This is a genomic window from Klenkia sp. PcliD-1-E (assembly GCF_024124375.1).
GTDB lineage: Bacteria > Actinomycetota > Actinomycetes > Mycobacteriales > Geodermatophilaceae > Klenkia.
On record NZ_JAMXRZ010000107.1, the window covers coordinates 1 to 13,819 of the forward strand.

Here is a 13,819-nt window from a genome sequence, read left to right on the forward strand (position 1 = left end):
GCGCTGCGCGGGGCGGTCCGCCGCGCCGACCTCGAGGCCGCGCTGCGCACCGCCACCCGGCTCGTGGGGCTGGGCCCGGGCCTGACCCCGGCCGGGGACGACGTCCTGGCCGGCACCGTCGCGGGGCTCGTGCTCATGGGCCACCCGGCCGCCGAGCGGTTCGGCGCCGGGGTGCACGCCCTGGCGGCCGGGCGCACGACCGAGCTGTCGCGCGCACTGCTCAAGCACGCGGCGGCCGGCCGGGTCAGCGGCGAGTTCGCCGCGCTGGTCCGGGCGCTCATCGGGCAGGGCGACCTGGACACGGCGCTGGCCACCCTGCTGGCCACCGGCTCCACCAGCGGGCGGGCCATGGCGCTGGGCCTGTCGACCGCGATCGACCTCGCCGACCGGACCACCCGCACCCGCTGAGGCGGGGCGGGCGGCCCGGGCGGGTTCAGCCCAGCTCGGCGAAGGTGTCCGCGACCCAGTCGGCGACGAACACGCTGACGTGCGGCAGGTGGTCCAGGCCGATGTGCTCGGTGGCGCCCTCCTCGGGGGTGAACACCCGCAGCTCGCGCTTGGGCGAGTTGACCGCCTGGTCGTAGGAGCGGTGCGCGTACTCCAGCGGGATCTGCCGGTCGTTGGCCCCGTGGGCGACCAGGAACGGCACGGTGATCCTCTCCACGACGCCCTCCAGGTTGACCCGGTCGGCGAAGTCGAGGAACGCGTCGAGGTGGTGCTCGTCGCCCTCGATGCCCCACACCCACAGCACGTGCGACCAGTAGTGCGGGACCGGTCGCTCACCCTCGCGCTGGGCCCGGCGCCGCTGCACCGCGCCCCAGTCGTGGTTGGCCCCCCACGCCACGCAGAGGGCGAACCGCTTCTCGAAGGCCGCGGCGCGCGGGGAGAAGTAGCCGCCCAGCGACCAGCCCACGATGCCGATCCTCGCGGTGTCGACGTCGGCGCGGGTCTCCAGCCAGTCCACCGCGGCGCCGGCCCAGGCCTCGGTGTCGATGCGGGCGGTGAGGCCCTGCAGCCGCAGTGCCTCGCCGGTGCCGGGCTGGTCCAGCATCAGGCAGGAGATGCCGCGGGCGGCGAGCTCCTCCCAGTGGTTGGACGTGTACATGTGCTCCTTGGTGGAGTCCAGCCCGTTGACCAGCACGACGACCGGCGCCGGGCCGTCGTCGGTGGCCGGGGCGCCGCTGAAGTAGGCCGGCAGCGTCGTCCCCTCGTAGGGGATCTCGACCCGCGTGACCCGCGGGCTGTGCGTGGCGAAGGCCCGCTCGGCGATGTCGAGCACCCGACGGTAGGTGGGCACCCGGTCCGGGCTGCGGTGGGACAGCATCCGCTCGGCCTGGCACAGGTAGTTGGTGGCGCGGAACCACAGCTGCCCGGCGGTGCGGGTGTGCCCGGCCTTCTCGGCGGCCTCGGCCTGCTCGACCAGCTGGTCGGTCAGCGCCGTCCAGGCCCGCAGGAAGTCCTGGGTGCCGGCGTCCTCGCCCTGCTGGGCGGCCTCCTTGATCGGCCGGCAGGCGCGGTCGACCTCGTCGACCAGCCCGCCGGAGTTCAGCGTCGCGACGACGCCCAGGTTCCAGACGTAGTTGCCCGGGAAGTACTCGAACACGGTCGTTCCTCTCAGCTGCGGGTGCGGGCACGCGTGCGCGTGCGGGCGGGGGCGACGGGCGGCAGGTCGGCACCGGCCACGACGCGGTTGCGGAGGGTGCCGATGCCCTCGACGGTCATCTCCACGACGTCGCCGGGCTGCAGGGGTGGCGGCGTCCGTGAGCCGTTGCGGCCCCACAGCTCGCCCAGGCACCCGCCGTTGCCGCAGGTGCCCGACCCGAGGACGTCCCCGGCCCGGACGACGGTTCCGCGGCTGGCGTAGGCGACCAGCTCCTCGAACGGCCAGCCCATGTTGGACAGCAGGTCGGCACCGACCGGCTCGCCGTTGACCGACACCGTCATCTCCAGGGCCAGGAAGCCCTCGGCGTCGCGGTAGGGCTCCAGCTCGTCGGCGGTGACCAGCCACGGGCCCAGGGTGGTGGCGAAGTCCTTGCCCTTGGCCGGCCCGAGGCTGACCTTCATCTCCCGCGCCTGCAGGTCGCGGGCGGACCAGTCGTTGAACACGGTGTAGCCGAAGACGTGGTCGCGGGCGTCCTCCGGCGAGAGCGAGCCGCCGTCGCGGCCGATGACCGCGGCGACCTCGAGCTCGAAGTCCAGCACCGAGCACCCCGGCGGGACGGCGACGTCGTCGTGCGCGCCCACCATCGCGTAGGGGTTGGTGAAGTAGAAGGTGGGCGCCTGGTACCACTCGGGCACCACCCCGCCGTCCCCGCCGGAGACGCCCTTCACCACCCCTTCGACGTGCTCCTCGAAGGCGACGAAGTCGCGCACGGTGGGCGGCTGCAGCGGCGGCAGCAGCCGGACGTCGGCCAGCGGGACCGCCGGGGCCTCCAGCGCCTGCTCCCCCGCTGCGACCGCGGTGGCCAGGCCCGAGCGCACGAGCTCGAGCACGGTGGTCCCGGGGATGCCGTGCACGCCGGCGTCGGAGACGACACCGGCGGACACCTCGCCCTGGTGCTCCCAGGTGGCGAACCGCATCAGACCGGGGGCGCGACGAACAGACCCTTGTCGGGGTCGTTGAACGACTTCGCCGCGACGAACTCGTTCATCGCGTTCGCGGTGCCCCACTGGTCGCTGACCTCGGGGACGGTGAAGTCGTAGAGCGAGGGGTGCCAGGTGTCCTCGTCGACCAGGTCGAGCTCGGTCGTGTACTCGACGGTGTTGCCGTGCGGGTCGAGGAAGTAGGAGAAGGTGTTGTTGCCGGCCATGTGCCGGCCCGGGCCCCAGATCTTCTCCACGCCGGCGCGCAGCGCCCGGCCGGTGCCGCGCATGTACTCGTCGATGCCGCGCAGCTCGAAGGAGGCGTGGTGCAGGGAGGGGTGGGGCCCCCGGGCGACGGCCATGCTGTGGTGCCAGGCGTTGGTGCGCAGGAAGTACATCATGTTGCCCATCCGGGGGTGCATGAGCGTGTCCGACAGCGCGAACCCGAAGTGGCGCTCGTAGAAGGCCACCGTGCCATCGGGGTCGCTGGAGTTGATCACCACGTGCGACAGGCGCACGGGGATCGACTCGCCCTCCTCGATGCGGCGGTGCTCGCGCACGGCGACGTCGGCGGACACCTCGACGGTGCGGCCCTCGTTGTCGAAGAACCGGAAGCCGTAGCCGCCGCCGGGGGTCTGCAGGTCGGTGGGCTCGTGCACCAGCTGGACACCGGCCGACGCCATCCGGGCGGCCAGGGTGTCGACGTCGGCGGCGGTCGCCGCGCCGAACGAGATCAGGTCGATCCGCTTGTCGGTGGCCTCGCGCAGCCGGACGACGTACTGCTCGGGGCTGCCCTCGGCGGCCAGGAAGGACAGGCCGCTGTCGGTGGTCTCCTCCTTCAGCCCCCAGGTGCCGGTGAAAAAGTCCCGCTGCTTCGCGAGGTCGGGCACGGCCAGGTCGACGTGCCGCAGGTGGGTGATGAGTCGTTCGGTCATGGTCTTCTTCCTCAGGCGGGCTGGCTGACGACGGTGGCGACCGAGCGCATGAGCGAGGCGACGTCGCCCTGCACGTGGTCGAGCTGCCACTGGGCGAGCTGGTTCGAGGCGTCGACGACGGTGCGGGCGCGGTCGACGCGGCGGGCGTGGAAGGCGTCCCAGAGGTCGGCGTCCAGGACGTCGCGCTCGACGAGCAGGGAACCGAGGACGGCGGCGTCCTCCAGCGCCTGCGCGCCGCCCTGGGCGACGGTGGGCGGGCAGGTGTGCGCGGCGTCGCCGATGAGCACCACCCGGCCGCGGTTCCACGGCGCGGGCAGCAGGTGGGTCTCGAACCAGGTGTAGTTGACCCGCGACGGGTCGGTGAGGGACTCCCGGATCTCGTCCCACGGGCCGTGGTAGGCCTCCGAGAGCTGCCGCATGGCGGCCAGCTGCTCCTCGGGCGTCAGGGTGGAGCGGTCCTGGGCGTCCTCGACGACGTAGGCGTAGATGCTGTCCTCGCCGGTCGGGCAGTACCCGGCGATGTAGCAGGGGCCGCCGTAGTAGAGGTCGGTGCGGGTGACGCTGGCCGGCCGGGGGCCGAAGGCACGCCAGATGCCCATGCCGGTGGACCTGGTCTCGAGCTCGATGCCGATCATCCGGCGGGTCCACGACCGGACGCCGTCCGCACCGACCACCAGGTCGTAGCGGCCGGACGAGCCGTCGGAGAAGGTGACGTCGACGCCCCCGTCGTCCTGGGCCAGGTCGGTCGTCGTGGTGGCGTAGCGCAGCTTCACCCCCACCTCCGCCGCCTTGTCGTGCAGCAGGCCGGCCAGATCGGGCCGGGTCATGCCCATGGCAGCCGGGTAGTCCGGGCCGCCGGTCTTGGCGTCGGGGACGGCGAACAGCTCGGTGCCCTGCGGGTCCGGTGCCCGGAACCCGGTGACGTCGAAGGCGTAGCCGCGCTCGCGGGCGGCCTCCCAGACGCCGAGGCCGTCGAGCTCGCGCAGGGCGTTGCCCTGCAGGGTGATGCCCGAGCCGAGGGCGTGGACGTCGGGCTTGACCTCGACCAGGTCGACGGCGACGCCGGCGCGGGCCAGCCGGATCGCCACGCCGGCGCCGGCCAGGCCACCGCCGACCACGAGGACGTCCTGCACTGCGCTCATCGGGGCTCCTACTTCACGGCGATCGGGGCGACCGGCGCGCCGACGGCGCCGGTGACGGGCAGGGGCGGGGCGGCGAGCAGGAACTCGTGGACGCCGTCGGCCGCGCAGTCGAAGGCCAGGGCCTCGAGGTCCCACATCTCGCCCAGGAACAGGCCCAGGTGCGGGATGGCGACCTGGTGGAAGGGCTGGAAGGTGGGCACGGTGAACTCGCTGGGCCGCACCTCCACGCCCCAGGTGTCGGTGGCGACGGCGGCGACGTCGTGGCTGCGCAGCCAGTCCAGGCTGGTGAAGGACAGGCCCGGGGACTCCCCGCCGGCGTAGTCGCCCCACCCACGACCCTCGGTGATGCCACGCCGAGCACGGCTCAGGCGGCCGGTGCGGACCAGGAGGAGGTCGCCGGCGCCGACCTCGACCCCGGCGGCCGCGGCGCAGGCGTCCAGGTGCGCGGGGGTGATGGCGAAGCCGTCGGGCAGCTCGCCGTCGGTGCCGTGCGAGCGGCCGACGTCGAGCAGCACGCCGCGGCCGACGAACCGGCCGGCGGTGGTCTCGATGCCGGTGGTGTTGTCGCCCTCGCTGGTCACGATCGCGCCGGCCCGGCGGCCGTTGTAGGCCTTCCCGTGGTCGAAGATGTGGCCCAGGCCGTCCCACTGCGTGGAGGCCTGCAGCGGCATGGTGATCATGTCGTCGGCGCCACCGATGCCGTGCGGGAAGGCGGGGATGCCGGCCTCGGCGTCCAGGCCGGTGCCGAGCATGGCGTGCACCGGGTTGACCCGGCGCAGCCAGCCCTTCTGCGGGCCGTCGGTGTTGAAGTGCTGGGTCAGGTCGAAGGACCGGCCGGTGCGCACGAGGGCGGCCGCGGCGACCCGGTGCTCCGGGGTCAGCAGGTTGAGCGTGCCGAGCACGTCGTCGTCCCCCCAGCGGCCCCAGTTGGAGAGGCGGCCCGCCGCGGCGGCGACGGTGGCTTCGGGGTCCTGCGGGTCGAACACGGGTGCTCCTGTCGTCGGTGACGCGGACCACTGTCGACCCCGGCGGGGCATCAGGGAAGACCGGATCCTTGATGCCGGGCATCACCGGCGTGGATGATGCGCCGCGTGAACGTGGCCAACCTCGACCTCAACCTGCTGGTCTCGTTGGACGCGCTGCTCGGCCAGCGCAGCGTGACCAGGGCGGCCCGGCAGCTGGGGCTCTCCCAGCCGGCGCTGTCGGCGTCGCTGGCCCGGCTGCGCCGGCACTTCGGCGACGACCTGCTCACCCGGGTCGGCAACGAGTACCGGCTCACCCCGCTGGCCGGCCAGCTGCAGCTGCAGGCCCGGCTGGCGCTGGAGTCGGTGCACCGGGTGTTCACCGCGCAGGCGAGCTTCGACCCCGCCGAGTCGACCCGGGAGTTCAGCCTGCTGCTCTCGGACTACGGCGTCACCGTCCTCGGGGACACCCTGGCCGCGCTGCTGGACGAAGTGGCCCCGCACGCCCGGCTGCGGTTGGCCCCGCACACCCCCGACCTGGTGGACCGGGCCGACCAGACGCTGCTGGCCGTCGACCTCATGCTGCTGCCGATGGGGTTCCTGACCGACCTGCCGCACGCCGAGCTGTACGCCGACGAGTGGGTCGTCGTCCTGTCCGCCGACCACCCCGACGTCGGGGACGAGGTCAGCGTCGAGCACCTGCGCACCCTGCCCTGGGTGGCGGTCTACCACGGCCCCACGTCCTCGACCCCGGCCGCGCGGGTGCTGCGCCAGCGCGGCATCGAGCCGCAGGTGCAGGTCGTCACCGAGAACTTCCTGACCGTGCCTGGCCTGGTCGCCGGGTCCCGGCGGATCTCGCTGCTGCAGCGCCGGCTGGTCGACCTGCTGCCGCTGGACAGCGGGGTGCGCACGCTGCCCTGCCCGCTGGACGTCGGCGGCCTGGTGGAGGCCATGTGGTGGCACCCGGTCTACGAGCGCGACCCCGACCACGTGTTCCTGCGCGACCTGGTGCTGCGTGCGGCGAAGCAGGCGACCACACCGCTCAGCTGAGGCATCCACCGCGCTGATGGGGGCGGTCCTGCGGATCTATTGGCCTGGGGACGTCCCCGTTCCGCACACTCCCCGGTCAGTGATGCCGGTCACCGAGGTCCGGCACCCGAACCCAGGAGCACCCGTGTCCCAGACCATCGACGGCCCCGTCCCCGGGGAGGCCGCGGTCGGCGCCGACGCCGGGGCGCTGCACCCGGTCACCGGGCGCCCCGCCGGACGCGCGGCCATCGCCGTCCTCATGGCGGCCAGCTGCATGCCCATCCTCGGCGCGGTGCTGCTGTCCCCCGTGCTGCCCACGCTGCAGCGCGCCTTCGCCGGCACCCCCGGCGTCGACGCCCTGGCCCCGCTGGTGCTCACCGCCCCCGCGCTGATGATCGCCCTGCTGGCCCCGGTCGCCGGCCGGATCGTCGACGCGGTCGGCCGCAAGCGGCTGCTGGTCGGCGCGCTGGCCGTCTACGCGGTGCTCGGGACCGCTCCGGTGCTGCTGGACTCGCTGCCCGCGGTGCTCGCCACCCGGGTCGGCGTCGGCATCACCGAGGCCGCGATCATGACCTGCTGCACCACGCTCATCGCCGACTACTCCGCCGGCGCCCGCCGGGCCAAGCTCTTCGGCCTGCAGACCATCGTCACCACGCTCGCCGCCACCGTCTTCTTCGGCCTGGGCGGGGCACTGGGCAGCAGCGACTGGCGCACCCCGTTCTGGCTGTACCTGGTCGGCCTGCCGCTGGCCGTCCTCGCCGCCGTCCTGGTCTGGACGCCGACCGTCCCGCCCCGGTCGACCACCGCGCTGCCCCCGCTGCCCTGGCGCCGGATGCTGGTCCCGCTGGCGGTCAGCCTGGTCGGCGGCGTGGTGTTCTACACCCCGATCGTGGAGCTCGCCTACGTGCTCGACGGCCTGGGCGTGACGGCGACCGCGGCCATCGGCGGCATCGCCGCGATCGCGTCGCTGGCCACCGCCGCCGGCGCGGCGTCCTTCCCGCGGATCGCCCGCCGCGGGCCGGCGTTCCTGCTGCCGCTGGCCTTCGGCCTGGCCGGCCTGGGTCTGCTGGTGATGGGCCTGGCGCCCGCCGTCCCGGTCGCCGTCGTCGGCGCCGTGGTGGCCAGCGCGGGCACCGGGATCATGCTGCCCAGCCTGCTGACCTGGGTCGTCTCGGGGCTGGCGCTGGAGGAGCGCGGCCGCGGCACCGGCCGCTGGACCGCCGCGCTGTTCCTCGGCGAGTTCCTCTGCCCGCTGCTGGTCATCGCCATCTCGGGTGCGCTGTCCGGCATCGCGGCGGCGGTCGCCGTCGTCGGTGGCATCTCGGTGCTGGTGGCCGTCGTCGTCAAGCAGCTGCGCCCGGCCTGACCGCCCCCCGTGGGCCCCGGCTGCCCCGGGTCAGCCGCGGGGCAGCAGGCGGTGCAGCTGGGTGACGTGCCGGGGCTCGAGCTCGGCGACCGAGCTGACGCCGAGCAGCCGCATGGTGCGCACGATCTCGGTCGTCAGGATGGCGATGGTCGTGTCCACGCCCTCGCGGCCGCCGGCCATCAGGCCGTACAGGTAGGCCCGGCCGATCATCGTGAACGAGGCGCCCAGCGCCATCGCCGCGACGACGTCGGCGCCGTGCATGATGCCGGTGTCGACCATGACGCAGGCGTCCGGGCCGACCTCCTTGCGCACCTCCGGCAGCAGGTGGAAGGGCACCGGCGCGCGGTCCAGCTGCCGGCCGCCGTGGTTGGACAGCACGATCCCGTCGACCCCGGCATCCAGCAGCCGGACCGCGTCGGCGACCGACTGCACGCCCTTGACCACGAGCTTGCCCGGCCACATGCCGCGGATGACGTCCAGGTCGTCGTAGCTGATGGTGGGGTCCATCGCCATGTCCAGCAGGTCCCCCACCGTGCCACCGGTCGAGGAGAGGGACGCGAACTCCAGCTTCGGGGTGGTCAGGAAGTCCCACCACCACCAGGGCCGCAGCGCCGCGTCGGCCACGGTGGAGAGCGTCAGCTGCGGCGGGATGGAGAACCCGTTGCGCCTGTCCCGCAACCGCGCCCCGGCGATCGGGGTGTCCACCGTGAACTGCAGCGTGTCGAACCCCGCCGCCGCGGCCCGCTCGACCAGGCCGTAGGAGATCGACCGGTCGCGCATCACGTACAGCTGGAACCAGTTCCGGCCGTGCGGGTTGGCCGCCTGCACCCCCTCGATCGTGGTGGTGCCCAGCGTGGAGAGGGTGAACGGGATGCCCGCCGCGCCCGCTGCCCCGGCGCCGGCGGTCTCGCCCTCGGTCTGCATCAGCCGGGTGAACCCGGTCGGCGCGATGCCGAAGGGCAGCGCACTGGGCCCACCCAGCACCTGCACCGAGGTGTCCACCTCCACCGCCGGGCGCAGCACGTCGGGGTGGAACTCCACGTCGGCGAACGCCTGCCGGGCCCGGGCCAGCGACACCTCGCCCTCCGCGGCCCCGTCGGTGTAGTCGAACGCCGCCCGCGGGGTGCGCCGCTTCGCGATCGTGCGCAGGTCGGCGATCGTCTGCGCTGCCCCCAGCCGTCGCTCCTTCCCGTCCAGCTGGGGCTTCTTGAACCGGACGAGCTCCAGCAGCTCGGCGGGACGGGGCGCCTGGCGGCGGGTGCGGGACATGGGCGGACCTCGGTCTCCTCGGACGGCGGTCGGTCGCCCGTCAGATGCGGCAGGCGTGGATCGACGTCACCAGGATGGCGCGGGCGCCGAGTTCCCACAGCTCGTCCATCAACCGGTTGGTGTCGGTCTGCGGCACCATCGCCCGCACCGCGGACCAGCCCGGGGTCTGCAACCGGCTCACCGTCGGGCCCTCCAGGCCCGGGGTGATGGCGGTGGCCTTCTCCAGCAGCTCGTGGGGGCAGTCGTAGTCGAGCATCACGTACTGCCGGGCCACCAGGACCCCGCGCAGCCGGCGCTGCAGCTGGGCCACCGCCGGGTTCTCCTCGGCACCGGACCGGCGGACCAGGATGGCCTCGCTGGTGAGCACCGGGTCGCCGATGACGTGCAGGCCGGCCTGGCGCAGCGTCGTCCCGGTCTCGACCACGTCGCAGACGGCGTCGGCCACGCCCAGACGGCAGGCGGTCTCCACCGCGCCGTCGAGCTTGACCACCGAGGCGTCGATGCCGGAGTCGGCGAGGAACTTCTCCAGCAGCACCGGGTAGGCCGTGGCGATGCGCCGTCCGGCCAGGTCGGTGACGGACTCGATGCCCGAGCCGGTGGGGCTGGCGAACCGGAAGGAGGACCGGCCGAAACCCAGCGCCATGACCTCCTCGGCGGGGTCCTCGGTGTCCGGCGGGGTGGTCTCCTGCAGCATGTCGCGGCCGGTGATGCCGACGTCGAGGGTGCCCGCGGCGACGTAGACGGCGATGTCGCGGGGCCGCAGGTAGAAGAACTCGGTGTCGGAGTCGGGGTCGTAGACCGCGAGGTCCTTGGTGCTGCGGCGCTGCCGGTACCCGCTCTCGGACAGCATCTCGGCGGCCGGCTCGGACAGGACGCCCTTGTTGGGGACGGCGACGCGCAGCACGGGGTGGCTCCTGGTCATCGGTTCTCGGTCACAGGTGGGAGTACACGTCCTCGAGGGTGAGGCCCTTGGCCAGCATCAGGACCTGGGTCCAGTAGAGGAGCTGGCTGATCTCCTCGGCGGCCCGGTCGCCGTCCTCGTGCTCGGCGGCCATCCAGCTCTCCGCAGCTTCCTCGACGACCTTCTTGCCGACCCCGTGCACCCCGCCCGCCAGCGCGGCGACGGTGCCCGAGGCGGGGTCACCGGCGGCGGCCTTGGCCTGCAGCTGCGCGAACAGGTCGTCGAAGCTGGTGCTCACGAGCTGCCGATCCCGAACCCGGTGTCCCGCTTGGGGGTGCGCAGCCCGCGCAGGGTGACCGCGGTGTCCAGGGCGGCGATCGTGGCCTCCCAGCCCTTGTCCTCCGCGGAGTCCTCCAGGCCGGCGCGGTCGCGGGCCTGGCCCTCGCCCTCGGTGGTCAGCACGCCGTTGCCGATGGGCACGCCGGTGTCCAGGGACACCCGGGTGAGCCCGGCGGTGAAGGAGTCGCAGACGTAGTCGAAGTGCGGGGTGCCGCCGCGGATGACGACGCCGAGGGCCACGACGGCGTCGTGGTCGACGGCCAGCGCCTGGGCCACCACCGGCAGCTCCAGGGCGCCGCTGACCCGCACCACCGTGGGCTCGACGACACCCATCTCCGCCGCGCAGGCCAGTGCCCGCTCCAGCAGGGAGTCGCAGATGACGTGGTGCCAGCGGGCGGCGACGATGCCCAGCCGAACCCCCGCCGCGTCGACCGTCTGCTTGCCCGGCGCTCCGCTGCCGCTCATGACTGCCTCCCCTGTGCGCTGCTCACTGGTCCTGCTCGGGTGCCCGGATGGGCGTGCGGGTGCCGACCGGGACGGGGATGTCCTCCCCGGGGTCGACGATGTCGAGGATGTGGCCCATGCGGTCGCGCTTGGTCCGCAGGTAGCCGATGTTCTCCGGCGTCACGTGGGTGGGCAGCCCGACCCGGCCGGTGATCCGCAGGCCGTAGCCCTCCAGGCCCGCCCGCTTGGCCGGGTTGTTGGTCAGCAGCCGCATCGACCGCACGCCCAGGTCGACCAGGATCTGTGCACCGGTGCCGTAGTCGCGGGCGTCGGCGGGCAGGCCGAGGTCCAGGTTGGCGTCGACGGTGTCCACCCCGGCGTCCTGCAGCTGGTAGGCCTGCAGCTTGTGCAGCAGGCCGATGCCCCGGCCCTCGTGCCCGCGGATGTAGAGCACCACGCCGCGGCCCTCCTGGGCGACGGCGGCCAGCGCGGCGTTCAGCTGGGGCCCGCAGTCGCAGCGCAGCGACCCGAACACGTCGCCGGTCAGGCACTCCGAGTGCACCCGGACCAGCACGTCCTCGCCGTCGCCGATGTCGCCGTAGACGAAGGCGACGTGCTCGCGGTCGTCGTAGGAGCTGGAGTAGCCGACCGCGGTGAACAGGCCCGGCGCCAGCGGCACCTGGGCCTCCGCGACCCGCTCGACCAGCTTGTCGAACCGCTTGCGGTAGGCGATGAGGTCCGCGATCGAGCACATCACCAGGTCGTGCTCGTCGGCGAAGACGCGCAGCTCGTCGGTGCGGGCCATCCCGATCGGGTCCTTCTCGCTGACCAGCTCGCACAGCACGCCCGAGGGCCGCAGCCCGGCGAGCACCGCCAGGTCGACCGCGGCCTCGGTGTGGCCCGGCCGGCGCAGCACGCCGCCGTCGCGGGCCCGCAGCGGGACGACGTGGCCCGGGCGCGACAGGTCCGCGCTGGTGGTCCCGGCGTCGGCCAGCAGCCGGATGGTGTGCGCCCGGTCGGTGGCCGAGATACCGGTGCCGATGCCCTCGCGGGCGTCGACGGTGACGGTGTAGGCGGTGCCCCGCCGGTCCTGGTTCACCCGGAACATCGGCGGCAGGTCCAGCCGGTCGGCGTCCTCCTCGGTGACCGCGACGCAGATGTAGCCCGAGGTGTAGCGGACCATGAAGGCCACCAGCTCGGGGGTGGCGAGCTCGGCGGCGAAGATCAGGTCACCCTCGTTCTCGCGGTCCTCGTCGTCGATGACCACGACCGGCCGGCCGGCCTTGACCGCGGCGATCGCGTCCTCGACGGAGTCCAGCCGCTGCCCGCTCACGAGCGCGCCCCCATCAGCCGCTCGACGTACTTGGCGATGACGTCCACCTCCAGGTTGACCGGGTCACCGGCGGCGCGGGTGCCCAGCGTGGTCTCGCGCAGCGTGGTGGGGATGAGGGAGACCTCGAGCCACGGCTTCGGGTCATCGGCGGACGAGCAGGCGCTCACGGTCAGGGAGACGCCGTCGACGGTGATCGAGCCCTTCTCCACGACGTAGCGGGCGATGCCCTCGGGCAGGCCCACCCGCACCACGGTCCAGTGCTCGCTCGGGCTCACCGACACCACGGTGCCCACGCCGTCGACGTGGCCCTGCACGATGTGGCCGCCCAGCCGGGTGCCGGCGGTCACCGCGCGCTCCAGGTTCACCGGGTCGCCCTCGGTCAGCGCGCCGAGGCTGCTGCGGCGCAGCGTCTCGGCCATGACGTCGGTGGACCACACGCCGTCGGAGACGGCCGTGACGGTCAGGCAGACGCCGTTGACCGCGATGGAGTCGCCGAGGGCGACGCCCTCCAGGGTCGTGGTGCCCCGCAGCTGCAGGCGGGCGGAGTCGCCCTGGTCGTCGCGGACGACGAGGGTGCCGACCTCCTCCACGATGCCGGTGAACATCAGTCGGTCGTCTCCTCGGGTGTCATGACGCCACCAGTGTGCCGGGTGGGACGGAAGCGGAGCTGCACGTCCCTCCCCAGCGGGGTGACGTCCACGGGTACGAGCTGCAGCGCGGCGGCCATCGTGCTGATTCCCAGGTCGCCCACGAGCGAGGGCCCGGCGCCGAGCAGCTGCGGGGCCACGTGCACCACGACCTCGTCGACCAGCCCCGCGGTGAGGAACGCCGCGGCCAGGGTGGGCCCGCCCTCCAGCAGCACCCGGCGGACGTCGAGGTCCCACAGCTCCGCCAGCAGCGCCGCGGGGTCGGCCGCCGTGGAGAGGTGGGTGGGCGCGGCGCCGTCGTGCACCCGGGCGGTCGCCGGCACCCGGCCGCGGCGGTCCAGCACCGCCCGCAGCGGCTGCCGGTCGGCGTCGAACCCGTCGGCGTCCCGGACGGTCAGCTGCGGGTCGTCGGCGAGCACCGTGCCCGAGCCCACGAGGACGGCGTCGCAGGTGGCGCGCAGCCGGTGCACCTGCGCGCGGGCCTCGGGGCCGGTGATCCAGCGGCTGGTGCCGTCGGCGGCGGCGACCCGCCCGTCCAGGGTGGTGGCGACCTTCCACACCACCTGCGGCCGGTGCTCCCGCTCGCCCAGCAACCACGGCGCGAGTGCGCCGTCCTCGGCGGCAGCCTGCTCGACACCGGTGACGACGTCCACCCCGGCGTCCCGCAGGCGCTGCGCGCCGCCGCCGGCCAGGCCGGTGGGCTCGGGGACGGCGACGACGACCCGCGCGACCCCGGCGGCCAGCAGCGCCTCGCTGCACGGGCCGGTGCGGCCGGTGTGGTTGCACGGCTCCAGGGTGACGACGGCGGTGCCGCCGCGGGCGCGCTCCCCCGCCTGGGCCAGCGCGGTGACCTCCGCGTGCGGGCCACC

At 73.9% G+C, this 13,819-nt stretch carries 15 protein-coding genes; 3 read left to right on the forward strand and 12 right to left on the reverse strand.

The annotated features are described in order from the left end of the window. Window positions 1-408: DUF2877 domain-containing protein (locus NH342_RS17900; protein WP_253016825.1), on the forward strand; the 408-nt coding region annotated here is incomplete at its 5' end. 25 nt (window positions 409-433) lie between these two features. Here NH342_RS17900 and NH342_RS17905 read toward each other — a convergent pair. From NH342_RS17905 to NH342_RS17925, 5 genes are read right to left on the reverse strand one after another with little or no spacing between them, the layout of a single operon-like run. Then, window positions 434-1,603, reverse strand: coding sequence for a S9 family peptidase (locus NH342_RS17905; RefSeq protein WP_253016826.1), 1,170 nt, complete (start codon window positions 1,601-1,603; stop codon window positions 434-436). 11 nt (window positions 1,604-1,614) lie between these two features. Next, on the reverse strand, window positions 1,615-2,580 hold the full coding sequence (locus NH342_RS17910) for a fumarylacetoacetate hydrolase family protein (protein WP_253016827.1): 966 nt from the start codon (window positions 2,578-2,580) through the stop codon (window positions 1,615-1,617). Next, window positions 2,580-3,518, reverse strand: coding sequence for a VOC family protein (locus NH342_RS17915; protein WP_253016828.1), 939 nt, complete (start codon window positions 3,516-3,518; stop codon window positions 2,580-2,582). The genes NH342_RS17910 and NH342_RS17915 overlap by 1 nt, the downstream gene beginning before the upstream one ends. Window positions 3,519-3,529: 11 nt before the next feature. Beyond that, the gene (locus tag NH342_RS17920) at window positions 3,530-4,660 is read right to left on the reverse strand and encodes an FAD-dependent monooxygenase (RefSeq protein ID WP_253016829.1); all 1,131 of its coding nucleotides are present in this window, start codon (window positions 4,658-4,660) and stop codon (window positions 3,530-3,532) included. 8 nt (window positions 4,661-4,668) lie between these two features. Continuing rightward, window positions 4,669-5,646 (reverse strand): cyclase family protein, encoded by a 978-nt coding sequence (locus NH342_RS17925; protein WP_253016830.1) that lies wholly within the window; start codon window positions 5,644-5,646, stop codon window positions 4,669-4,671. Between the two features lie 105 nt (window positions 5,647-5,751). On the opposite strand from NH342_RS17925, the gene NH342_RS17930 reads away from it, so the two are divergent. Continuing rightward, window positions 5,752-6,672: a LysR family transcriptional regulator gene (locus NH342_RS17930; RefSeq protein ID WP_253016831.1), complete on the forward strand. Its 921-nt coding sequence runs from the start codon at window positions 5,752-5,754 to the stop codon at window positions 6,670-6,672. A 124-nt stretch (window positions 6,673-6,796) separates the two neighbouring features. Further along, entirely contained in the window at window positions 6,797-8,017 is a 1,221-nt protein-coding gene (locus NH342_RS17935; RefSeq protein WP_253016832.1) for an MFS transporter, read from the forward strand. A gap of 30 nt (window positions 8,018-8,047) precedes the next feature. Here the strand turns inward: NH342_RS17935 and NH342_RS17940 are convergent, their stop codons facing one another. The 7 genes from NH342_RS17940 to ribD form a co-directional block, all read right to left on the reverse strand. After that, a complete protein-coding gene (locus NH342_RS17940; protein ID WP_253016833.1) occupies window positions 8,048-9,286 on the reverse strand; it encodes an alpha-hydroxy acid oxidase in 1,239 nt (412 codons plus the stop codon). 40 nt (window positions 9,287-9,326) lie between these two features. After that, window positions 9,327-10,208, reverse strand: a complete 882-nt coding sequence (gene hisG / locus NH342_RS17945; RefSeq protein ID WP_253016835.1) for an ATP phosphoribosyltransferase — start codon at window positions 10,206-10,208, stop codon at window positions 9,327-9,329. A gap of 10 nt (window positions 10,209-10,218) precedes the next feature. Further along, entirely contained in the window at window positions 10,219-10,485 is a 267-nt protein-coding gene (locus tag NH342_RS17950; RefSeq protein WP_253016837.1) for a phosphoribosyl-ATP diphosphatase, read from the reverse strand. Beyond that, the gene (gene ribH, locus NH342_RS17955; RefSeq protein ID WP_253016839.1) at window positions 10,482-10,991 is read right to left on the reverse strand and encodes a 6,7-dimethyl-8-ribityllumazine synthase; all 510 of its coding nucleotides are present in this window, start codon (window positions 10,989-10,991) and stop codon (window positions 10,482-10,484) included. Before ribH ends, NH342_RS17950 begins: the two co-directional genes overlap by 4 nt. A 22-nt stretch (window positions 10,992-11,013) precedes the next feature. Then, window positions 11,014-12,303 (reverse strand): bifunctional 3,4-dihydroxy-2-butanone-4-phosphate synthase/GTP cyclohydrolase II, encoded by a 1,290-nt coding sequence (locus NH342_RS17960; RefSeq protein ID WP_253016841.1) that lies wholly within the window; start codon window positions 12,301-12,303, stop codon window positions 11,014-11,016. Continuing rightward, on the reverse strand, window positions 12,300-12,908 hold the full coding sequence (locus NH342_RS17965) for a riboflavin synthase (protein ID WP_253016843.1): 609 nt from the start codon (window positions 12,906-12,908) through the stop codon (window positions 12,300-12,302). The genes NH342_RS17960 and NH342_RS17965 overlap by 4 nt, the downstream gene beginning before the upstream one ends. After that, a partial coding sequence (gene ribD / locus NH342_RS17970; protein ID WP_253016845.1) for a bifunctional diaminohydroxyphosphoribosylaminopyrimidine deaminase/5-amino-6-(5-phosphoribosylamino)uracil reductase RibD occupies window positions 12,908-13,819 on the reverse strand: 912 nt, incomplete at its 5' end. The genes NH342_RS17965 and ribD, both read right to left, overlap by 1 nt.